The following is a 21,449-nucleotide window of genomic DNA, read 5'->3' as shown; positions in this document are numbered from 1 at the left end:
CGCTTCTTTAGTGTATATACATAATAATATCATAAAACGTACTTTTATAGTATTATTTTTTTACAAATAAAAAGACCCCAAAAAAGAGGCCTTTATACTCTAAATTTATTTTTCAATCCAACCTTGATCGATTGCTTGTTCTTCATTTTCTGGAACTTCAATTTTTCCATCGATGATTTGTTGTTTAATTTCTTCTACTTTATCTTTAATTTCTTGGCTTACAATACCATTATCTGCGTATGCGATTGTTACTGCTTCACCGTCAGCTAGAGTAAATGTTTGTTCTCCACCTTCAAATTTTCCTTGAGCATATTCGTCAATAATTTGTCTTACAGCATCACCAACACCTTTTACTGTTGATACTAGCATATTATCTGGTGCTTCGTCTTGTTGGTCACGGTCTACACCAACAACCCATTTATCATTTTCTTTTGCTGCTTCGATAACACCGATTCCAACACCGCCTGCTGCGTGGAAGATAACATCTGCACCTTCTTGGTACATTCTATCTGCGATATTTTTACCTGCTGCTTGGTCATTAAAGCTGTTTGCGTATTGTACTTGAACTGTAATTGGTTCGCCTTTTTCGCGAGCTGCTTGTTCAACACCTGCTCTAAAACCATATTCAAATCTATCTACGATTACACCTTTGATACCACCTACAAATCCTACATTATTTGTTTCAGATTGCATACCTGCAATGTATCCTACTAAAAATGAGTTTTGGTGGTCAGCAAATGTTACTCCAAGTAAGTTTTCTCTGTCATTTTCATTTGCATTGTCAATGATTACGTAGTTTTGTTCTGGGTTTTCTTCAGCTGCTTCATCTGTAGCTGGGAATAGTGCATATCCTACAGTAAGGATGATGTCTGATTCAGAATCAAGTGCGCTTTCAAGGTTTGGTACGAAGTCTGCTTCTTTGTGACTTTCGATGTAGTCAAATTTTGCACTGCCTTCTTCTTCGGCTTTTTGTAAACCTTCGTAAGCAGATTGGTTAAATGATTTATCATTTACTCCACCAAAGTCTGTTACCATTGTTAGGTTAACTTCTTCACCTGTTGGATTAGCAGCTTTTTCTTCTTCATCTTTATCTTCTTCTGGAGCATCAGCTGTGTTTTCTTCTGTATTTTCAGTTTCTTCTGATTTATCAGCTGTATCATCCGCTTTTTCTTCTACTTTTGTTTCATTATCTGCTGGTTCATTTTTAGCATTTTCTGTATTTGATCCACATGATGCTAATACTAGTGATAATGATAGTGCGGCTGCGATTGACATAAAGTTTTTAATTTTCATCTCTTCCTCCCAAAAAATTTTACTTTATGCCTTAATTTTATTACAATCAAGCTATTTTGTCTATAAATAATAAATTTTTAACTTATTTCTCTAAGTTAGAGAAAACTTATATTTTAAAAAAGACATTAAATTTTCGTAAAATAAACTTAATAAACGGTATATGAAACTATTGCCATTTTTTATCATACATGCTATACTTAATACAGAAAAGGTTTCCACAAATATATATGATATAGAGAGCGGGTTTTAATTTTACTCGCTTTTTATATTTACGAGGAGGTTTGTATGAGAGATATCTTTGTGGCTGAATTAGTGGGTACTTTCCTGTTAATTTTATTAGGTGATGGAGTTGTGGCCAATGTACTTACTAGAAAATCTGGAATGTATGGTGGTGGCCCTGTTCAAATTACTATTGCTTGGGGCCTTGCTGTTATGATTCCTGCAGCAATTTTTGGAGCAATGAGTGGAGCACATTTTAACCCCGCTTTGTCAATTGCTCTAGCTTTTAAGGGCGACATCGCGTGGAATACGGTTCCATATTATATTGGAGCACAAATGATTGGTGCTATGCTTGGTGCTCTTATGGTTTATTTACTTTATAAAGACCATTTTGATGATACTTGCGAGGAAGATCCTGGCATTGTTAAAGGATGTTTTTGTACAGCCCCATCTATAAGAAATACTTGGAGAAACTTATTATCTGAAATCGTTGGTACATTTGTCCTAGTATTTGCAATTTTAGGTTTTGGAAATGTTGCTGGAGCTGGCAATGTTGGTCTAGATAAAATCTTTGTCTATGGTCTAATCATATCAGTTGGTATGTCTCTAGGTGGTCTTACAGGTTATGCTATAAATCCTGCCCGTGACCTTGGACCTAGAATTATGTATCAAATATTACCTTTTAAGAAAAAAGTAGATGCAATGTGGGATTATGCGTGGATACCAGTTATAGGACCTATCATCGGTGGGCTTTTGGCAGTAGTATTATTTAATATTATATTTATTTAAGTAATTGATAAATAAACTCATTTACTATATAATATTTGTATAAATAAATAATAATTGAGTTTGAGGCAAGTATAGACTTTATACTTGCCTTTTGTGTTTTTTAGAAAGAAGGAAACAATGTATGATGTTTTAGTCATAGGTGCTGGTGTATCAGGAGCATCTATCGCCCGTCGCTTATCAAGATATAAATTGAATATAGCCATAGTTGAAAAAGCAAACGATGTTAGTATGGGAGCCAGCAAGGCAAATTCTGCCATTATCCACGGTGGCTACGCTGAGCCCCACGATGAACTAAGAGGTAGGATTTGCTATCCAGGCCGCACCCAATTTGAAGAGCTTGAAAATGAATTGCATTTTGGTTTTGTTGCAAATGGATCTTTAGTCTTAGCTTTTGAAAAAGATGAAATAAAGACCTTAGAAAAACTTTATGATATGGGCATTGAAAATGGTCTGCCAGATTTAGAAATCATCGACCAAGACAAATTACGCGAAATCGAGCCAAATGTATCCGATGATGCTATTGCTGCTCTTTGGTGCAAGAGTGCAGGAGTTTGCTCACCATATGAATATGTAGTAGCCCTTACTGAAAATGCTGTAGCAAATGGTGCAGAACTATTTTTAAATTCAAGAGTATCTGATATTTCAAAAAATGATGACCATTTTCTAGTAAAAACAGAAGATGGCAAAGACTTTGAAGCAAAGTATGTAGTAAACGCTTCAGGTCTAGAAGGAGCCATTGTTTCAGAAATGATTGCAAAAACCGATTTTGATATTCACCCTAGAAGTGGAGAATATTTGATATTTCAAAAGGGAACAGGAAAAAGATTAAACAACGTACTTTTTCAAGTGCCAACAGAAAAATCCAAAGGAATACTAGCAACAAGAACCTTCCACAACAACTTACTTTTAGGACCAGATGCCATTGATGAAGAAGAAATCGACCTATCAACTCATGAAGATAGGCTAATGTATATCTACGAAGAAGCTCAAAAATCAGTAAAAGATGATGTAATAAACCTAAGAGAATTTATAAGGTCTTTTACAGGTCTACGCCCAGCAAGCTCAACCCACGATTTTATAATCGAAGAATCAAATGTAGCTGGCTTTATAAATGTAGTAGGTATCCAATCACCAGGCATCACTGCAAGTCCAGAAATTGCAAAAATCGTAGAAAATATCCTTAAAGAATCCGGACTAAATCTAGAAGAAGACCCAGACTATAATCCACACAGAGAACCAATCATCGAGTACAAAGAACTAGAAGATATGAATAAAATCAAAGATAGGCTCGAACTTCCACTTGGCGATCCAGAAAGAATAGTTTGTAGGTGCGAACAAGTCACAGAAAAAACAATCAGAGATGCTATGAATAGAGGCATCCCAGTAGAAACCCTAGATGCAGTAAAACGCAGAACCAGAGCAGGCATGGGATTTTGCCAAGGACAATTTTGTAAACCAAGAGTCCTAGAAGTAATGGAAGATGAACTAGGTAAAAAACCAATCGATGACCTCTACGACTTTGAAAGAAATGAGTTATCAAGACTTAATAAAAAGAGAGTTAACGAATTAATAAAAGAAATTAGGGAAACTTCTAGAAAAGAGATTGAAGAAGAGGAAGAAGAATAGATATATAAAAAATGACCAAGTCTAAACTTGGTCATCTTTTATGCCCTCTCATCAGTAGCTATCACATCTACTCCTGTGTCTAGGACATTTGCTATTACTATATCTCCTATATGGACTGGAGCTTTTATTTCTGCATCGTTTATTTCTTTCATACAATCAAATATAAGCCCTTTTGGGATGGCTGTTTCTGTTTTTACTGGGACGCTGTAGGTTTTGCTGCCAGCTACTTTTACAGTGGATGTTACCATTCTTTTTGGATCTTTTACTTCATCTCTTACGTAATTTTCGCCGCGTTTGCAATTATTGCCTTCTATATTTGTGATTTCCTCACCTTCCATAGTTACCACTACTTGGCAACCCATGGGACAGTTTATGCAGGTAAATTGTTTTTTCATACTTCCTCCAATTTTACTGTGATTTGTTTGGTATTTGGATCTATGTCTTCTTTTTTAAGTCTTATTAGCTCCATTTCTCCTGGTGCTAATACTCTTTTTTTGCGTTCTATGATGCATTTATCATCTGCATAAGCAGCAATTTTTCTAGATGGATATACGTTGTTTACTCTAAATTTGACTATTATTGAATCATCCATATTTTCATAGTCTATATATTGGGGCATGGTGTAGGATACTCCATCTCCTGCTGTTATATCTATTTTGTTTTCTCCTGTTGTTGAAAACTCGCCTTTTATATATTTTGTTGCATTTATTGCTGCCTGTTCACTTTCTTCTGATACGAAGTCTACCAAATCGTGAACGTGGAGGACATTTCCTGCTGCAAATATACCATCTACACTGGTCATTAGTTTGTCAGAAACATATGCTCCCTTTGTTTTTCTATCTATTTTTATGTTTGCTTCTTGGGTTAGCTCATTTTCTGGTAAGAGGCCTACAGAAAGTAAAACTGTATCGCATTCTACAAATTTTTCTGTGCCTTCGATGACTTTCATATTTTCATCTACTTTTGATAGATAAACTCCCTCTACCCTATCTGTTCCTTTTATACCTGATATAGTTGTGGAGTAGTAAAGTGGGATGTCAAAATCGTGTAGACATTGGACGATATTTCTTTTTAGTCCACCTGAAAAAGGCATGATTTCTGCAACGCATTCTATTTTTGCCCCTTCTAAGGTCATACGACGTGCCATGATTAGTCCTATGTCACCAGATCCTAGGATAACAACTTTTTTGCCTGGCAAATATCCATCAATATTTACTAATTTTTGGGCAGTTCCTGCACTGTATATTCCCGCTGGACGACTGCCTGGAGTATTTAAGGCACCTCTTGGTCTTTCACGACAACCCATAGCTAGGATTACTGCTTTTGGTTTTATTTCAAACATGCCGTTTTCTTCATTCATTAGTAAAACTGATTTGTCTTCACGCAGCTCTAGTACTATGGTGTTCATCATGATGTCAATGTCACGAGCCATGGCTTCTTTTATAAATCTTTGAGCATATTCTGGGCCGGCTAATTCTTCTTTAAATCTTTGCAAACCAAATCCATTGTGGATACATTGGTTTAATATTCCACCTAGTTTGTCATCACGTTCTACAACTAGGATATTTTCTACTCCCTCATCATAGGCTTTTACTGCTGCAGAAAGTCCTGCAGGACCTCCACCTATTATTACTAAATCATATTCGCGCATTTATCTCTCCTTACTTAGCTCTTTTTTCAATGTAGTAGGAATTGTTACCTTTTTTGGTAATTTCTTCTTCATCTACGCCTAGTTCTCGTGCCAAAATTTCGATAATTGATGGCAAGCAGAATCCTCCTTGGCATCTGCCAGCTGTTGCACGAACACGTCTTTTTACACCATCTACTGTTGTTGCTCCAAGTGGACGGTTAATTGCATCAACAATTTCACCCTCGGTGACTTTTTCACATCTGCAAATAATTTTGCCGTAAAGTGGATTTTCTTTTATAAGATTATTGTGAGCTGGTGTTTCCATTTCGCTTGTTTTTGGGATTGGATTTCTACCTGGCTTAAATTCTTTATTTTCTGCTAATCCTAGGGATTCTTTTACTAAATTTGCCATATATTTTCCAATAGCTGGTGCTGAAGTAAGTCCTGGTGACTCGATACCAACACAATCAAAAAATCCTTTTTGGCTTTCTTCTAGGATAAAGTCTCCGCCTGATTCGTGGGCTCTGTTTCCAGAAAATGAAGTGATGACCTGGCGAACTGGTACATTTTCTACTGTATCTTCTACTTTTTCTATTACTTCTTCAATTCTTTCTTGGGTTGTTACAGTATCTGCTTTGTCATCTACAAAATCAGAGGTTGGTCCGATTAATGTATTTCCATCAATAGTAGGAGTTACTAGGATTCCCTTTCCTTTTTCTGTTGGCAGATTAAATAATACGTGGTTCACAAATCCTCGTGTTGCTTTATCCAAAAGTAAATATTCTCCACGGCGGGCTCTCACTTCAAATTTGTTGTCATTTAATAATTGGTTGTGGATAGCATCTGAGTATAGACCTGCTGCATTTACTACTGCACGAGTTTCGATTTCTTCGCCATCTTGGCTGATCAAAACGTAATGGTCATCGATTTTTTCAATTTTTGTAATTTCTGTATTAAATTTATAGTCTACTCCATTTAGGTTTGAGCCTTCTGCATAGGCAATATTCATTAAAAATGGATCGACGATTCCTGCCTCTTCGCAAAGCAAAGCTGCATATACATCTTTTTCTACATTTGGCTCCATGGCAAGGATTTCTTCATTATAAATAATTTTCATCCCTCCAACGCCATTTTCTATCCCCTGATCATAAAGCGCTTGAAGTTTTGGAAAATCTTCTTTTTTGTGGCAAAGCACTAGGGTGCCTATTCTCTCATATGGAAAGTCTAATTCTTTTGCTAGTTCTTCCATCATGTGGTTACCTTCTACATTCATTTTTGCTTTCATAGATCCAGGTACTGCATCGTAACCACCGTGGCAGATTCCTGAGTTTGCCTTACTGGTTTCTTCGCAAACATCTGAGTGCTTTTCTACAACTAGAAAATCACCTGCATATTTGGATAAATTGTAGGCTACAGATGTGCCTGTGACACCTGCCCCAATTATTACAACATCTTTCATTATTTTCTCCTTTATGTACTAAATAAAAAAGAGCTACTTTGCTATGGTACTTTTGGGTAAAGTACGCCTATATCTATCAAAGTAACTCTTTTCTCTAAAATATTTTGCTGTATATCGTTATTTTACTTCAAATCTTTTGCCCAGTCCACTGATCTTGAGATAGCTTTTTGCCAGTTGTAGTCTTTTTTATCTCTTTCTTCTTTGCTGATTTCTGGTGTGAAGACTTTATCGATTTGACGATTTTCTATAATTTCATCTAGATTTGTGAAATAATCCACTGCAAGTCCTGCTAGATATGCAGCACCTAGGGCTGTTGTTTCAAGTGTTTTTGGTCTTTCTACACTTGTTTGGATCATATCAGATTGGAATTGCATTAGAAAGTTATTTGCACTTGCTCCACCATCTACTTTTAGCTCTTTTAATTCATTTCCTGAATCGATTGACATTGCTGAAAGTACATCATTTGTTAGATATGCAAGAGATTCTAATGTTGCACGGACAATATGATATTTGCTAGTTCCCCTTGTAATACCAACTATTGTTCCACGAGCGTATGGATCCCAGTATGGAGCACCCAGTCCTGTAAATGCAGGCACAACATAGCAACCATCTGTATCATCTACTTTTGTTGCAAGATATTCTGTATCATCTGATGCATCTACTATTCTTAATTCATCTCTTAGCCATTGGATAGCAGATCCAGCTACGAAGATAGAACCTTCTAGGGCGTAGTTTACTTTTCCATCTTCAAGTCCCCAAGCAATTGTAGTTATTAGACCGTTATCACTTTTCACTGCTTCTTCACCTGTATTCATTAGTAAGAAAGCACCTGTTCCGTAAGTATTTTTTGCCTCTCCTGGATTAAAACAAGTTTGACCAAATAAGGCTGCTTGTTGGTCTCCAGCAATTCCTGCAATTGGAATTGGTGAACCAAATAATTTTTCGCTAGTTTCTCCATAAACATATGAAGATGGTTTTACATCTGGTAGCATGCATTTTGGAATATTCAGCATTTCTAATAATTCATCATCCCATTCTAAAGTATGGATATTATAAAGCATGGTTCTTGATGCATTTGTGTAGTCTGTGATGTGAACTTCACCACGGGTTAAATTATATACTAACCATGTATCTACTGTACCAAATAACAATTCGCCATTTTCTGCTCTTTGTTGACCATTTTCTATATTATCAAGTATCCATCTAATTTTTGTCCCTGAAAAGTATGGGTCAACTACAAGTCCAGTTTTTTCTTTTATCATCTTGCCATAGCCATCTTCTACAAGCTTATCAGCCGTATCAGCTGTACGACGACATTGCCAAACGATTGCATTATATACAGGACGACCTGTTTCTTTTTCCCAAACAATAGTTGTTTCACGTTGATTAGTAATGCCGATAGCCGCAATTTCAGATGCATCAATATTTTCTTTTGCCATAGCTTCTGTACAAACTCCTAGTTGAGTTGACCAGATTTCTGATGGGTCATGCTCTACCCAGCCTGGTTTAGGAAAATGTTGGGTAAATTCTTTTTGAGCAACAGAGATGATTTCACCTTTTTTGTTAAAAATAATCGCTCTATTGCTGGTTGTACCAGCATCCAAGGCCATGATGTAATCTTTCATAATATCCTCCTAGATTTGCTACATTTGCCATACATTATAATTTGATGATGAGATTGCAAGGGAGCCTGAGTTTAGTGCAGCCATTACCTCTTCCTTTGAAGAAATCAGCCCACCTGCAACAAGTGGAATATTAGTTCGCTTTTTTATCTCTTTTATTATATTTGGCATAACGCCCGGCAGGATTTCTATGATATCGCAACTTATATCTTTTATGGTCTGTTTCATATTTTCATAACTCATGCTATCAAATACAAAAAATCTTAAAACTGCAAATAAACCAAGTTTTCTAGCATAAATAACGTTTGCAGGTTTGGTAGAAATAATGCCATCGGCCTCAGTATATCTTTTTATAAAGCTTGCTGCATAAGTAGAGCTTGACAGACCCTCGATAAGATCTTCGTGAACTATTACAATCTTGCCATTATCTTTTAGTTTTTTAACAATAGTAGGGATAGATTCAAGGTTTCCATACAAAACAAATACAATTTTGTTATCGCTTTGCATACATTTGTTAAAATCTTTATTATTTTTTATTGCCATAATGACAGGATTTGAATAAAGCTCTTCGAAAATACTTTCGCTTTCCATAAATCCTCCTAATAATAGACAAAACGAGCCCATAAATTTCATCCGGCTCGTCCTCATCACCTATATTATTATAATCATACTTTATCATAATCTGTTATTGATTGCAAATATTTTCCTTAAAACTTTAGCCTAGAAGTTTTGTTTGCCTTCGGTTACCCCGTCGCTTGATAAAACTTTTGGAATTGTCTTTAAAAATATCTTTAAATCATTGATAAATGTAATGTCAGATGCATAAATACCATCTGTCTCTGCTTTTAATTTCGGAGATAGATTGTCTCTTCCAGATATTTGAGAAAGCCCTGTAATACCTGGTTTTGCAATGTATGCTCCATTTTCTGCTCTTAGATCTAAAAGTTCTTTTTCTTTTAAAATAACTGGTCTTGGACCTATAAAGCTCATTTCGCCCCTTAGGATATTTATTAATTGTGGAAGTTCATCTAGGGATGTTTTTCTTAAAAATTTTCCAAGTGGGGTTATAAAATCTTCTGGGTTTTCAAGCTCCCATGTGGAAGCGTTTTTTGGAGCAGTCATTTTCATAGACCTAAATTTGTAGCATAGGAAAGGCTCATTAAAAACTCCCGCCCTTTCTTGCTTAAAATATACTGTTCCGTCTGGTTCTTCTATCTTTGAAATTATTGCAATTATCAAAAATACAGGACTAAGAAGGATTAGTAGTATTAAAGCAAATAAAAAATCCAGTATGTTTTTTATATATTTTTGATACATATAATCCTCCTTTTATGTATCTTTTAATCAAGTAAGAGCTCAAGCTCATCCTCATTTAGCTCTCTATAAGCTCCCTCATTTAAAAATGGATCAAGTTTTAAATCTCCAATGGCAATGCGTTTTAGACTTACCACTTCATTGCCTAGATTTGAAAACAGTCTTTTTACTAAATGAAACTTACCCTCAGTGACTTTTACTATTGCTTTTTTCTCATTTATTATTTCAAGTTTTGCAGGACGGGCTATGTAGCCTTCCTCTTTGATTTCTACACCATTTTTAAATTCTTCTATAAAAGACTCATCGATTGTATCTTTGGTTTCTACTTCATAAGTTTTTTCTATATTTGAATTTGGACTGGTAATTTTGTGGACAAATTTGCCATCAGTTGATAATAGCACAAGTCCAGTTGTATCCTTATCAAGTCTGCCTGCAATTGATAGGTCAAGCATTTGATAAAAATCATCTAATAAGTCTACTACAGTTTCTTCTTCGTCAACTGTAGCTGATAAAACTCCTGCAGGTTTGTTCATAATTATATAAATATTGTCAAAATATTCTACAAACTCTCCCATATAGAAAACTTCATCGACATTTGGATCAACTTGAGTAGATGAATCTTTTACAATTTCTCCATTGATAACTAGGGCACCTTTTTTTGCATTTCTTTTGATATTGCGTCGTGTGTCTAGCTTTGCATTGCCTATCATCTTATCTACTCTCATTTGTTCCCCTTTTCTATCACCTTGTAAACTGCTTGGTTAAGCTTCTCGTAGTTTACATAAAAATTTGTCAAATATTCTCTACCCTTAGCTGTAATATAATAATATTTTCTTTTTGGGCCGATTTCTGATTTTTTGTAACCACCTAATATATAACCTTTTTTTGTAAGTCTGGTTAAAATTGGGTAGACTGTCCCCTCTGTCATCGTGTAAAAACCGCTACGTTTAAGCTCTTCTACTATTTCATAGCCGTAGGTTTCATTATTTTTTATTATATGAAGGATCACTCCCTCGATGACGCCCTTTAACATTTGAGATTCTATCATAATATCACCTAGCTATATTGTATTACATAGTAGAATTTAATCAATATCTATCACAATAATATTTCATAGGACAGTACTTGCATTCATTAATATCAGATGTTTTTTGATAAATATTGTCATCTATGATATTTTTTGCAATATTATCTATAAAATCAATATTAAAGTCTGTCTCATTTACTGCTAGCAATTTATCTTGATTTACAAAGTAAAGATACATTTGATTTACTTTTTGCTTGTTATATTCCATTAAATATTTGTAGGTAATCAGCTGATTTTGGTATTTTTCTAAGATTTTTTGATCATAAGATCCAGTTTTGATATCCAAAATCGTATTACCATCTAGCAATATATCTATATTACCTTGGAGTATATAAAAATCTCTGTCAGCCTTAAAGTTTATCTCAGTTGAGTTTACATCAAAATTTCTAATTTGAAAGTTTTCTAGTGGATTTTTGTAGGCTGGGTCTTTTGTAAATAAATTTTCAAAAAAGTCGTTATTTAAATCAGTATTAGGATTTTGGGCCAGATACTCACTTAACTTGTGGACATTGGTTCCAAATTCCAAGGATTTGCTTAAGGGCAATTTAAAATTTAGTTTTCTTAAAAATTTGTATTTTAAAGGACAAGAGTGGTAGACTTCAATATCTGTTGTATAGGCAAAAATTACTTTTTCTTTTTTTGTCTCTTCTTTTTTAAAATCAATTGTTCTTAAAATCGAACTATCTGGCAAGGTATTTGCAAAGTCTTGGATAATTTTGTCCCTAGAGTTGTCCAAAAGAACCAAAAGTTTTTTGGCACGGGTAAAGGCTGTATAATATTTCCTATAAAAATCTCGGAGACCCCCATCAGAATTTGCACTTGTTTTTTCATAGGCTGACAAAAAAGTTTTCCTATCCTCTCTTGGATAATCATTAAGCCCTGAGACAAAAACCACATCAAATTCTAAGCCCTTAGCATTGTGGATAGTCATAAAATTTATGGCATCTGTTTCTTCGGGAAGATTTTCAAACTCTTTGATAGCTTTAGTTTTATAGTGATAAAAAAGATATCCATATATAAATTCTATATAATAATTTGGATTTTCCCTATCAAATATCTCTTCATATTCGCTAAGTTTTTGGCTAAAGATTGCAATATTATTCTGAGTCTTTTGATTTTCTAGCTTATCAAGATTTTTGTCTAAAATTTTCTTTAAAATTGGCAGATTAAAAGACTTATATAAAACTTCGCTTAAGGAAATATTTTTTGTATTTTGAAATCCTTTTATAAAGTCATCCATTTGGTTTGATTTAAAAGATTGGTCATCAAACAATGACGCTATATACCTTCTAAAATAAAGTTTATCTAGATCTTCTTTTGTCAAATTTTCTTGATACCCAATGTTTGATGGATATGATGTAAAAGTTTTTGCAAAAATATAGACCAAAATTTTAATCTCATAGGATTCAAAAAAGTTTGTGCTTGCCTTATTTAAAACTGCTAGCCCATTATTTTCTAAATATTTTTGTAAATTTTTGGCATAGGTATTATTTAGGGTTGGAAATAAAAAAGCTATTTGATTTAGATTTAAATCCTTTTTTAAGATATTAATTATTTTTACCAAATTTTCCAAGTTTTCTGCACGAGCCTTAACAACTGTATTTTGGTTAACCTTGCTATCACTAGACCTTAAATTCTTAGTGAATAAATCTGATTTTTCATTTGTTTTTATAAAATCTTGAGCAACATCAATTATGGCTTGGTTTGACCTATAATTTATATCTAACTTATAAAAATTGGCAGGAGCATTTAATTTCTGCCTACAAATCTCATCAAATTCTAATAAATTTTTAGGATCTGCTCCTCTAAATCTATATAGTGACTGGTCATCATCTCCAAAAACCATAATATTTTTGTTTTTTAAAAGACCAAAGGCGATTTCCTGCTGGATAAAATTTGTATCTTGGTACTCATCTATGATTACAAAATCAATATCATCACGGATTTGTGGGCCGATAATAGGATCAGCTAACAAGTCATAAAAGTTTTTTAATATCATCTGGAAGTTTAAAAGATGATTTTCCTTTAAAATATTTAGATGAGTATTAAAAATCTCGTAACTTAGCCTATCCCTAGGATTTTTTGAATTTTTTAAAACTTGTGGGTCTATTAGATTGTTAGTAATTTTGGCAAAAATATCTTGAATTGTGTAAACTTCATAACCATTTGTAATTTCCCTAAAACCATCGATTTTATAAAATCTATCAAGATTTCGCTCGATTAAATAACCCTCCATTTGTGGCTCTATGACCTTATTGTCAAAAAATCTGTCATCTAGCTTTTTGTAATCAGCTAAAAAGCTAGATGCTAAACTATGAAAGTTACCTATTTTAAGGTCATTTAGATTAGAATTAATATTTTCTTTGTTAAATTCAGTAATAATCCTAGTATTTAGCTCAGCTGCTGCCTTTTTGGTAAAAGTTGTAATCAAAATTTTATTGGCAGGAATTCCATGATTTTTTACCAAATCTACTACTTTTTTTACTATGGTAAAGGTCTTTCCTGTTCCAGGTCCTGCAATTACAGCAGCGGGAGTTTTGCCAAACTCTATGATTAATTTTTGACCTTCATTTATCATAATATCAATTCATAGGCTATGCGTGGTTTTGTCATGCCAGCATCCTTGATATAAATTTGGCCTAGCTCTTTAAAGCCCATCTTTGAAATAAGGCCACGCATCTTAAAATTATCCTCATGGGTGTCTATACGTAATGAATCTTTATTATTTTCTTTTGCATAAGCAATTATATCATCAAAAAATTTGCTAGCTATGCCCTTGCCTTTTTCTTTTGAATCTACACAAAAGGTATGGATAGTGTAGGCATCTGATCCTTTCATAATATTCATAACTGCTGCATAAGTTGGCTCATAGTCCTCTGACAAATACGCATAGGCTAAAATTTTATCATCATTTTCATATACAAAGGCATTTTCGCTTGATATTTGCCTGCCTAAAAGCATAATATCTGGACTACCATTTTGCCACTGATCCACCCCATCATCTTTTAGAGCAATTTTAGCATCATCAACTATATTATTTATATTTCTTAAATCATTTAACTTTGCTTTTCTCATACAAGTATTATACCTTTAAATTATCATATATATTTTCTTAACAAATAGGGTATGTAATTAATATATTAATTATATTTTTTAAAAGGGGAATATTTATGTACGATTATTTAATTATAGGTAACGGTATAGCCGGCCTTTCTGCTACAGAAGAAATCAGAAAAAAAGATGCTGATGCTACAATTTTGATAGTATCAAACGAAAAATCAAGCACATATTGGAGAACAAGACTTTCTCATCTAATTAGTCAAGACTTTGATAAAGATGATTTGTTTGTAAAAAAACAACCTTGGTATGACGAAAGAAAAATAGATGAAAGATTAGAATGCTTTGTAGAAAAAATCGATACCGACAAAAACGTTGCTATACTTTGTGACGGAGAAGAAATCGAATATGGAAAAGTTCTTTTAGCAACAGGAGCTAGACCATTTGTTCCTCCAATTACAAATATTGACAGCAAAGGTGTATTTGCAATAAGAACTATTGATGATTTGATGGACTTTAAGGATTATGTAGCTGATAAAAACAAGGTAATTGTTATTGGCGGGGGTATCCTAGGTCTTGAAGCTGCTTACTCTGCCCTACTTTTAGAAAAAGATGTAACAGTCATAGAAAGTTTTGACTATTTACTATCACGCCAACTTGATAAAGATTTATCAGAAAAACTAGAAAAAACTTTAAATGACATGGGCATCAAAACCTATACTGGTAAATTTACAGAAGAAATAATTGAAGAAAATGGTATAGCCAAAGGAATAAAACTATCAGACGGGACCGAAATTCCAGCAGATGCAATTATGGTCCAAGCAGGTATCCGTTCAAATATAGATCTTGCCAAAAACTCTGGCCTTGAAGTAGACCGCGGTGTTTTGGTAGATGATGGACTAAAAACAGAGTATGACAATATTTACGCTGCTGGAGATTGTGCACAAATTGGTGATTTTACAATAGGTCTTTGGACAAGTAGTCAAGAAATGGGCAAAATCGCTGGAAACAATATGGCTGGGGATAGTCAAATGTATGAAAAACCAAAACCATTCTCTGTACTTACCTTAGGTGATACAAAAATATTCTCAGCTGGCCTAAACTCAAGTGAAGGTATTGAAGAAATAAGAGAAGAAAAAGATGGAAATATCTATAAATTATTCAAATTAAATGATGACTATGTAGGCGGCATCCTTTGGGGCGATATTAAGTATCAAAATGATGTTAAGGATATTGTTTTTAACGGAAAAAATCTTGAAGATACAAAACTTGGAGAAATTTTTGCTTAAAGACCAATCTTTAATAATTTACTTAGCCGTATAAATAAAAAATAATACTTACTTATTGTCATAAGAAACTAATTAAAAAACGAAATGGGGAACCCATTTCGTTTTTTATTACAATTTCATTGAATTTTGTCTTCTTCTAAGTCTCGTTATTGTTGCTCTATCATCGACCTCCACCATAGTCATATCTATTAGACTATCTTTTGCTATATCGCAAGTTGCAACTGTTTTTTCTGTTATCATTCCTATTGGCAATAGGTCTTCTTGGATGGATCTTGTGTGGCTTGTTATCTTACCATAAACTTTTTCGCTACCTATACCATCAAGGGTTTCCCCTTTTTTGATATCTCTTTTAGCAACTGTTACTGTATCTGCAACTTGTCCTTGAATTGGGGCTATTGTTGCTTCATTTTCTACTACCGCTTTAAAGATTGTAATTGGAGCTTCAAGGCTTGTTAGGTGGTAAGGTCTATACATCAAGTAATTTGGACCATCTCCAAATCCTAAAAACTTCATTAAATTTCTAACATCTTCTTTATCACTCGTTACAATGATAAATACTCCTGGTGCCATTCCTTTTGAGAATTCTACAACTTTGTAATTATCAAGAATACCACCATCTTGTTTTAATTTAAAGTCTTCTACTGCAGTCTGAGGGCTTGATTCTACACCGTGGCAACCAAATTTATCTGGCAAAAATCCTAGTGCATTACATACACTTGTAAGCTCAATCATAGTGTTTGTTCCATCTACAAAGCTTGTTAACATTTTTGCAGAAAGATTTTTCTCTTTTGCTTCTGTTTTAACACTTTCTGGAGTTACATACTCATCAAGTCTATTATTTTTGCCCTTTCCAGCTACTAGGACATCAAGTCCCATACCAAAGGCATTTTCACAAAGATCAATTATCGCACCTGGTTCATCACCAAGAATTCCTGTATAAACTACCCCTGCTTTTTTTGCCATATCGTGTAAAACTGGACCAACTGTAGCTTCACACTCCACATTAAATGAAATCATGTGTTTGTGGTATTGGATAGTTTTTCTAGCAATAACAGCTCCAAAAGATGGATTTCCTGTACAATCTACAACCGCATTTATTTGTAAAAGTTTATAAGAAAGTCTATAATTTGTTGAAACACAGACATATCCCTTTTCTAAAACTTCGTATCCTTCGTTATAATCATCGGTGTAAATTATCTTATCTTCAGCAACACCAGCTTTTTTTAAAGCCTCAATTGCTTTTTGTGGAGTACGGTCAATTACAAGCTTTACTTCCATAGCATCAATGTTTGCAAGTTGGGATATAAGACTAGTTCCCATTTTCCCTGCACCCAAAATGGCAAGCTTAATTGACTCTCCATTATATTTCATTTCATTTAGTTCTCTACTAATTTTAAACATCTAAGCTCCTTAAATAATCACTGGCTACTTTTGCAGTGGAGGCTGCCCAGGAAATATTATATCCTCCGCAATCACCAGCTACATCTTGGCATTCTCCTATGAAAAATACATCCTTAATCTTTGTAGATTCCATAGTTTTGGGATTTATAAAATTGCTATCCACACCACCAAGAGTGACTTGGGCATTTTGTCTATCATGTATATCTAAAACTTCAAACCTTAGAGACTTTATCGTATTTACTAGGTTATAAAAGTCCCTATTATCGATTTCAAAACCCTTTTTGAAAGGCTTAATATTTGAAATTTTTAGTATATCATCGATTAATTTTTCGTTGATTACACCAATTAGTATATCTTTTATAGGCCTTTTAGCAAATTTATTTAAAAGGCTAGACAGATAATTTATAAAGTCTTCTCGGGAATATTCTGGGAAAAAGTCTATATATATATGAGAGGACTTTTTATAAGATAAACTTTCTGATAGGTCATTTGAAATATCCAAAATTGCTGTTCCTGTGAGTCCATAGTCTTGAAAAATCACATCATCAGTAGATGCTTTTATAAATTTATCATCTACATATAAACTTGCTTTTGCAGTAACCTTTGTCCCCTTTGCTTTTTTTGAAAGCTTCTCACGGGTTTCATAATTTGTTATTGCATAGGTCATATCTGTAAGAGGAATTTGATTTTTTATCAAATCAAAAATCTTTCCATCTGATCCAGAATTTTTTAGGGTGATCCCACCACTTCCTATTACTAATTTGTCATATGAATAAGTTTTGTTACTGGTTTTTACCTTTTTATTTTTAAAGTTAATATCTATCACTTCTTCATTAAAGACAAATTTCGCCTTATCTTCTGCTGCCAAAAACAGAGAGTCTCTGACAGTTTTCGCACTCATAGTCTTGGGATAACACCTCCCTGATGGGAGATTTGTTGTGGCAATCCCAATTTCGTTTAAATATTTTATCAAATCTTGATTGGTAAAATATTTAATTGCATAGTTTATAAGTTGATCACTGCTTGCCTTAAAATTGTCTGCCGAAAAGTTAAGGTTGGTAAAATTACAACGGCCATTGCCTGTTGCCAAAAGTTTTCTGCCAGCAAATTCATTTTTTTCAATAACTGTGACATCGTGTTTGTCCATAAAGGAGGCAAAAAATAGACCAGCTACTCCTGCCCCAATTACTAAAATTTTCATTGGTTTTTTATAGCCTCTTGGACTGTTTCAATTTCATTGTATGGAGTTTTTTCATTGCCGTGATATTTCATAAAATGCTCTTCACCTTTTCCAAGCATAAGGATATAGTCTCCCGGATTTGCTTTTTTTATAGCAAAAGTCATAGCTTCTAAGCGGTCTTCTATGCGTTCGTACTTTCCACCAAGTTCATCAATCCCTGCTGCAATCTCATCTGTGATATGTTCATAATTGTCAAATTTTGGATCATCTGTAGTAATTACTGCAAAAACATAATTTTTTGCACAGGCATTTCCTATAAGCCTTCTAAATTCTGTATTTCTGTCGCCATTTATACCAAAAACTGCATAGGTTTTTACATCTTTTGGTATGGATTCAAAAATCGCCTCAAAGGCCCTTGGTGTGTGGGCAAAGTCTATGATTATATTTTTATCTAAATCATTTTCTACATATTGAAATCTTGATGGTAATCCCTTAAATACTTTTAATTTTTGAGAAATTTCTTCAAGGCTAGCTCCCATATTATTTAAAGTTGCAATTGCAGCAAGTTTATTATAAATCTCATAATCTGCTATGGAATTTATAGTAAAATCTACTCCATTTACTTTAAAATCAGTAGTTTTTTCATTTTTTACTATATCAGTGGCTTGATAATCAGACCCACTTTCTTTTCCAAAAGTTATAGCATCCTGAAATTTTTCTTTGGCTTTTTTTCCGTATGGATCATCTATATTTACAATTCTTTTCTTAGCATGATCTAAAAGTATCATTTTTGCCGCAAAATACTCATCCATTGTTTTATGATAATCTAAATGCTCTGTGGAAAGATTGGTAAATATTCCATAGTCAAAGTCAATGCCATTTAGGCGGTTTTGAACTAGGCCATGGCTTGATGCTTCAAGTACTACATGATCTATATTCTTTTCTAAACTCTGATTAAAAATCTTATTTAAAATATAAATATCTGGTGTAGTATTTGATGTATCAGAGCGTTCATCTCCTATAAAAGTCCCATCTGTACCGATATTTGTAGCATTGCCATATATTTCTTTCATCAAATAATAAATGGTGGTTGCTGTTGTAGTTTTTCCATTTGTCCCTGTCACCCCTACAACCGTCATTTTCTTTGATGGGAAATCTTCTAAGATGTTTGAAATATCAGATAGGGCGCGTCTACTGTCTGCTACTTTTATATAGTTTATCCCATCCTTAAAGTCTATATCACTTTGATAAACTATAGTTTTTGCACCATTTTCTATGGCATGACCGATGTATTTGTGGCCATCACTTAGAGTACCTGCGACCGCTACAAATATATCGCCATCTTCCACTAATTTTGAGTTGTTTGTTATATTTTTTATTTCTTCATCATTTTGTTCTTTTATATCTATATAGTCAATTTGATTTACTAAACTATCAAAGGTCAATGTATTATGTATCCTTTCTTAGCTATGACATCGTGGATTTTTTTGACATGGTCTGGGCCGTTTGTTTCTAAGGTGATTTCTACATTTATATTTTTAAATCTGCTGGCTTCTTTTAGGCTGTCATGGTCTATTGAGATGACATTTGCCTTGGTTGAGGCAATATCTGCTAATAATGATTGGAGTTTGCCTGGTATATTTGGCACTTCCACGTTAATACGGGTAATACGGCCAGTTTCGTATAGTCCACGATTGATAAGTTGGGAGATAAAACTCATATCGATATTGCCCCCACTTATAATAGAAACTACATTTTTGTTATAAAAATTTAGTTTATTAAGGGCAGCCAGACTTAGGACTCCAGATGGTTCTGCAACTAATTTGTGCTTTTCCATTAGGTTTGTAAATGCCATGAGGATTTCCTCATCAGTTACTGTAATCCAGTCATCTACATAGTCTTTTGCAATGTCGTATGTGTATGATCCCACTTCTGCAACGGCTGTACCATCCGCAATTGTATCAACACCTTCTAACTTAATTATCTTACCTTTTTTGATAGATTCTTGCATAGAACGAGCAGAATATGGCTCAACCCCAATGACTTTGATAAGTGGACTGATTTGTTTAATACATTTTGCAACTCCTGCAATAAGTCCGCCACCACCAACTGGGACGATGACATAATCTACATATTCAAGTTCATCTATGATTTCAAGTCCGATAGTTCCTTGACCTTCTATAACATCTAAATCATCAAATGGAGGAATAAAGGTATATCCGTTTTCCTCAGCTAATTTTATAGCATGGTCTTTGCATGCATCGAAGTTTTCTCCGTATAAAACAACATTTGCCCCGTATTTTAAAGTACCATCTACCTTTATCATAGGAGTTTGCTCTGGCATACAAATTGTAGCATTGATGCCAAGTTTGTTTGCAGAGTAAGCTACTCCTTGGGCGTGGTTTCCAGCAGATGCTGTGATAATGCCTACTTCTTTTGACTGCTCATCTAGTTTTGATAGCTTATTATAGGCTCCGCGGATCTTAAAAGACCCAGTTTTTTGCATATTTTCTGGTTTTAGGTAAACGTTATTAGAAGCAATATCAGAAAAGTATTCTGAATAAATCAAATGAGTTGGTCTAACGACCTCATCTAGTCTCTTTTTAGCACTTGTAAAATCAAACATAATACACTTCCTTTCTATAATTGATTATAACAATTTTTTGACAAATATTAAACAGTTTTATAATTCAAAAAATCTTGATATAATTAAAGCAATAAAGGAGAAAATATGAAAATACTTTTGATAATACTAATGGCCCTATCCCTTAACTCCTGCCAAGAGGCCCAAGACTTTATGTATGAGAATTTTTCTTTGCAAAAAAATATAGATAAGGCCGATGAAAATAACAGAAAAAATATAGAAGGCGACTTTAAATTAGACGACTTTGGCTATACTTTCCCGCCAAATGTGGGACGTTTTGTTCAAAATGGCTTTGATTATAACGCTGCCATAGATGGCGAAGCTCAAAAAGAAAATCTAAAAACAATCCCTGCTGGTAAAACTGCCGATATTTTTCTTACAAAGGATGACAATCAAATATTTGTAAAAGCTACAAATAATAGTAGTACGGATATCAACATTATAGATACACCAATTAATTACATTGAAATTTCAAATTTTGATCTAGCTAGCATGGACTTTGCCTTAGGTGATATAAAATTTGGAGACGCCCTTTACGATATAGAAGCAAAAGTTCCAGATAAGGAAATCATAGAACTACGCCAAAATACCAAAGATGCCCAAAACGACCAATATTATATGTATTTAAACAGTAAATACGTGGTAATATTTACTATGTATCAGGGTAAACTTGCTGAGCTAGAAATAATACCAAACGAAAGTTTATCTAGCTATGAATAAAATCTGTAATAAAATAAATTAAGCAAAATTTTAAAATTCACTTTCTAGATAAGATTTTTAGAAAATAAACAAAAAAGACTATGAGCCTTAAAACTCATAGTCTTTTTTAATCTCTTTCG

Annotated in this window: 19 protein-coding genes; 4 read left to right on the top strand and 15 right to left on the bottom strand. The window is 33.8% G+C overall.

Annotated features, from left to right (window positions below; genetic code table 11):
* Nucleotides 1–105: 105 nt before the first annotated feature.
* A complete protein-coding gene (locus JNO63_RS04215; RefSeq protein WP_203127249.1) occupies nucleotides 106–1,293 on the bottom strand; it encodes a BMP family lipoprotein in 1,188 nt (395 codons plus the stop codon).
* Between the two features lie 285 nt (nucleotides 1,294–1,578).
* On the opposite strand from JNO63_RS04215, the gene JNO63_RS04210 reads away from it, so the two are divergent.
* A complete protein-coding gene (locus tag JNO63_RS04210) occupies nucleotides 1,579–2,301 on the top strand; it encodes an MIP/aquaporin family protein (RefSeq protein ID WP_203127248.1) in 723 nt (240 codons plus the stop codon).
* A 117-nt stretch (nucleotides 2,302–2,418) separates the two neighbouring features.
* Nucleotides 2,419–3,927, top strand: coding sequence for an NAD(P)/FAD-dependent oxidoreductase (locus JNO63_RS04205; protein WP_203127247.1), 1,509 nt, complete (start codon nucleotides 2,419–2,421; stop codon nucleotides 3,925–3,927).
* Nucleotides 3,928–3,965: 38 nt separating this feature from the next.
* On the opposite strand, the gene JNO63_RS04200 is transcribed toward JNO63_RS04205, so the two are convergent.
* The 10 genes from JNO63_RS04200 to JNO63_RS04155 all read right to left on the bottom strand — a co-directional run bounded on the left by JNO63_RS04200 (nucleotide 3,966) and on the right by JNO63_RS04155 (nucleotide 14,114).
* On the bottom strand, nucleotides 3,966–4,322 hold the full coding sequence (locus JNO63_RS04200; protein WP_203127246.1) for a DUF1667 domain-containing protein: 357 nt from the start codon (nucleotides 4,320–4,322) through the stop codon (nucleotides 3,966–3,968).
* Nucleotides 4,319–5,578: an NAD(P)/FAD-dependent oxidoreductase gene (locus JNO63_RS04195; RefSeq protein WP_203127245.1), complete on the bottom strand. Its 1,260-nt coding sequence runs from the start codon at nucleotides 5,576–5,578 to the stop codon at nucleotides 4,319–4,321. Before JNO63_RS04195 ends, JNO63_RS04200 begins: the two co-directional genes overlap by 4 nt.
* A 10-nt stretch (nucleotides 5,579–5,588) precedes the next feature.
* The gene (locus tag JNO63_RS04190) at nucleotides 5,589–7,016 is read right to left on the bottom strand and encodes an NAD(P)/FAD-dependent oxidoreductase (RefSeq protein WP_203127244.1); all 1,428 of its coding nucleotides are present in this window, start codon (nucleotides 7,014–7,016) and stop codon (nucleotides 5,589–5,591) included.
* Between the two features lie 122 nt (nucleotides 7,017–7,138).
* Entirely contained in the window at nucleotides 7,139–8,641 is a 1,503-nt protein-coding gene (glpK, locus tag JNO63_RS04185; protein ID WP_203127243.1) for a glycerol kinase GlpK, read from the bottom strand.
* 18 nt (nucleotides 8,642–8,659) lie between these two features.
* Nucleotides 8,660–9,229, bottom strand: coding sequence for a glycerol-3-phosphate responsive antiterminator (locus tag JNO63_RS04180; RefSeq protein WP_203127242.1), 570 nt, complete (start codon nucleotides 9,227–9,229; stop codon nucleotides 8,660–8,662).
* Between the two features lie 129 nt (nucleotides 9,230–9,358).
* Nucleotides 9,359–9,955: a sugar transferase gene (locus JNO63_RS04175; protein WP_203127241.1), complete on the bottom strand. Its 597-nt coding sequence runs from the start codon at nucleotides 9,953–9,955 to the stop codon at nucleotides 9,359–9,361.
* A gap of 23 nt (nucleotides 9,956–9,978) precedes the next feature.
* Nucleotides 9,979–10,677 (bottom strand): pseudouridine synthase, encoded by a 699-nt coding sequence (locus tag JNO63_RS04170; RefSeq protein ID WP_203127240.1) that lies wholly within the window; start codon nucleotides 10,675–10,677, stop codon nucleotides 9,979–9,981.
* Nucleotides 10,674–11,000 (bottom strand): PadR family transcriptional regulator, encoded by a 327-nt coding sequence (locus JNO63_RS04165; RefSeq protein ID WP_203127239.1) that lies wholly within the window; start codon nucleotides 10,998–11,000, stop codon nucleotides 10,674–10,676. The genes JNO63_RS04170 and JNO63_RS04165 overlap by 4 nt, the downstream gene beginning before the upstream one ends.
* Before the next feature lie 40 nt (nucleotides 11,001–11,040).
* Entirely contained in the window at nucleotides 11,041–13,617 is a 2,577-nt protein-coding gene (locus JNO63_RS04160) for an ATP-dependent DNA helicase (RefSeq protein ID WP_203127238.1), read from the bottom strand.
* Nucleotides 13,614–14,114, bottom strand: a complete 501-nt coding sequence (locus JNO63_RS04155) for a GNAT family N-acetyltransferase (RefSeq protein ID WP_203127237.1) — start codon at nucleotides 14,112–14,114, stop codon at nucleotides 13,614–13,616. The genes JNO63_RS04160 and JNO63_RS04155 overlap by 4 nt, the downstream gene beginning before the upstream one ends.
* A 95-nt stretch (nucleotides 14,115–14,209) precedes the next feature.
* Between JNO63_RS04155 and JNO63_RS04150 the strand changes: the two genes are divergently transcribed.
* Nucleotides 14,210–15,385, top strand: a complete 1,176-nt coding sequence (locus tag JNO63_RS04150) for an NAD(P)/FAD-dependent oxidoreductase (RefSeq protein WP_203127236.1) — start codon at nucleotides 14,210–14,212, stop codon at nucleotides 15,383–15,385.
* A gap of 108 nt (nucleotides 15,386–15,493) precedes the next feature.
* Here the strand turns inward: JNO63_RS04150 and JNO63_RS04145 are convergent, their stop codons facing one another.
* Genes JNO63_RS04145 through ilvA form a run of 4 tightly spaced genes read right to left on the bottom strand, consistent with a single transcriptional unit; the run spans nucleotide 15,494 to nucleotide 20,592 of the window.
* Nucleotides 15,494–16,786 carry an NAD(P)H-dependent oxidoreductase gene (locus tag JNO63_RS04145; RefSeq protein WP_203127235.1) on the bottom strand — a complete coding sequence of 431 codons (1,293 nt, stop codon included), beginning with the start codon at nucleotides 16,784–16,786 and terminating at the stop codon, nucleotides 15,494–15,496.
* Entirely contained in the window at nucleotides 16,779–17,987 is a 1,209-nt protein-coding gene (locus JNO63_RS04140) for an aminoacetone oxidase family FAD-binding enzyme (protein WP_203127234.1), read from the bottom strand. Before JNO63_RS04140 ends, JNO63_RS04145 begins: the two co-directional genes overlap by 8 nt.
* Nucleotides 17,984–19,411: a UDP-N-acetylmuramoyl-L-alanyl-D-glutamate--2,6-diaminopimelate ligase gene (locus tag JNO63_RS04135; protein WP_203127233.1), complete on the bottom strand. Its 1,428-nt coding sequence runs from the start codon at nucleotides 19,409–19,411 to the stop codon at nucleotides 17,984–17,986. Before JNO63_RS04135 ends, JNO63_RS04140 begins: the two co-directional genes overlap by 4 nt.
* On the bottom strand, nucleotides 19,408–20,592 hold the full coding sequence (gene ilvA / locus JNO63_RS04130; RefSeq protein ID WP_203127232.1) for a threonine ammonia-lyase: 1,185 nt from the start codon (nucleotides 20,590–20,592) through the stop codon (nucleotides 19,408–19,410). Before ilvA ends, JNO63_RS04135 begins: the two co-directional genes overlap by 4 nt.
* Before the next feature lie 105 nt (nucleotides 20,593–20,697).
* Between ilvA and JNO63_RS04125 the strand changes: the two genes are divergently transcribed.
* A complete protein-coding gene (locus JNO63_RS04125) occupies nucleotides 20,698–21,330 on the top strand; it encodes a hypothetical protein (RefSeq protein WP_203127231.1) in 633 nt (210 codons plus the stop codon).
* The last annotated feature ends 119 nt before the right edge of the window (nucleotides 21,331–21,449 follow it).

Source organism: Anaerococcus sp. mt242 (assembly GCF_016798225.1).
Classification (GTDB): domain Bacteria; phylum Bacillota; class Clostridia; order Tissierellales; family Peptoniphilaceae; genus Anaerococcus.
The sequence above is the reverse complement of the archived record's forward strand: the minus strand, read 5'-3'. Positions and strand labels throughout refer to the sequence as shown.

What these genes read in the sequence shown, in the direction of transcription:
- JNO63_RS04215 (WP_203127249.1), bottom strand. Translation starts at nt 1,293, where the DNA reads ATGAAAATTAAAAACTTTATGTCAATCGCAGCCGCACTATCATTATCA.
- JNO63_RS04210 (WP_203127248.1), top strand. Translation starts at nt 1,579, where the DNA reads ATGAGAGATATCTTTGTGGCTGAATTAGTGGGTACTTTCCTGTTAATT.
- JNO63_RS04205 (WP_203127247.1), top strand. Translation starts at nt 2,419, where the DNA reads ATGTATGATGTTTTAGTCATAGGTGCTGGTGTATCAGGAGCATCTATC.
- JNO63_RS04200 (WP_203127246.1), bottom strand. Translation starts at nt 4,322, where the DNA reads ATGAAAAAACAATTTACCTGCATAAACTGTCCCATGGGTTGCCAAGTA.
- JNO63_RS04195 (WP_203127245.1), bottom strand. Translation starts at nt 5,578, where the DNA reads ATGCGCGAATATGATTTAGTAATAATAGGTGGAGGTCCTGCAGGACTT.
- JNO63_RS04190 (WP_203127244.1), bottom strand. Translation starts at nt 7,016, where the DNA reads ATGAAAGATGTTGTAATAATTGGGGCAGGTGTCACAGGCACATCTGTA.
- glpK (WP_203127243.1), bottom strand. Translation starts at nt 8,641, where the DNA reads ATGAAAGATTACATCATGGCCTTGGATGCTGGTACAACCAGCAATAGA.
- JNO63_RS04180 (WP_203127242.1), bottom strand. Translation starts at nt 9,229, where the DNA reads ATGGAAAGCGAAAGTATTTTCGAAGAGCTTTATTCAAATCCTGTCATT.
- JNO63_RS04175 (WP_203127241.1), bottom strand. Translation starts at nt 9,955, where the DNA reads ATGTATCAAAAATATATAAAAAACATACTGGATTTTTTATTTGCTTTA.
- JNO63_RS04170 (WP_203127240.1), bottom strand. Translation starts at nt 10,677, where the DNA reads ATGAGAGTAGATAAGATGATAGGCAATGCAAAGCTAGACACACGACGC.
- JNO63_RS04165 (WP_203127239.1), bottom strand. Translation starts at nt 11,000, where the DNA reads ATGATAGAATCTCAAATGTTAAAGGGCGTCATCGAGGGAGTGATCCTT.
- JNO63_RS04160 (WP_203127238.1), bottom strand. Translation starts at nt 13,617, where the DNA reads ATGATAAATGAAGGTCAAAAATTAATCATAGAGTTTGGCAAAACTCCC.
- JNO63_RS04155 (WP_203127237.1), bottom strand. Translation starts at nt 14,114, where the DNA reads ATGAGAAAAGCAAAGTTAAATGATTTAAGAAATATAAATAATATAGTT.
- JNO63_RS04150 (WP_203127236.1), top strand. Translation starts at nt 14,210, where the DNA reads ATGTACGATTATTTAATTATAGGTAACGGTATAGCCGGCCTTTCTGCT.
- JNO63_RS04145 (WP_203127235.1), bottom strand. Translation starts at nt 16,786, where the DNA reads ATGTTTAAAATTAGTAGAGAACTAAATGAAATGAAATATAATGGAGAG.
- JNO63_RS04140 (WP_203127234.1), bottom strand. Translation starts at nt 17,987, where the DNA reads ATGAAAATTTTAGTAATTGGGGCAGGAGTAGCTGGTCTATTTTTTGCC.
- ilvA (WP_203127232.1), bottom strand. Translation starts at nt 20,592, where the DNA reads ATGTTTGATTTTACAAGTGCTAAAAAGAGACTAGATGAGGTCGTTAGA.
- JNO63_RS04125 (WP_203127231.1), top strand. Translation starts at nt 20,698, where the DNA reads ATGAAAATACTTTTGATAATACTAATGGCCCTATCCCTTAACTCCTGC.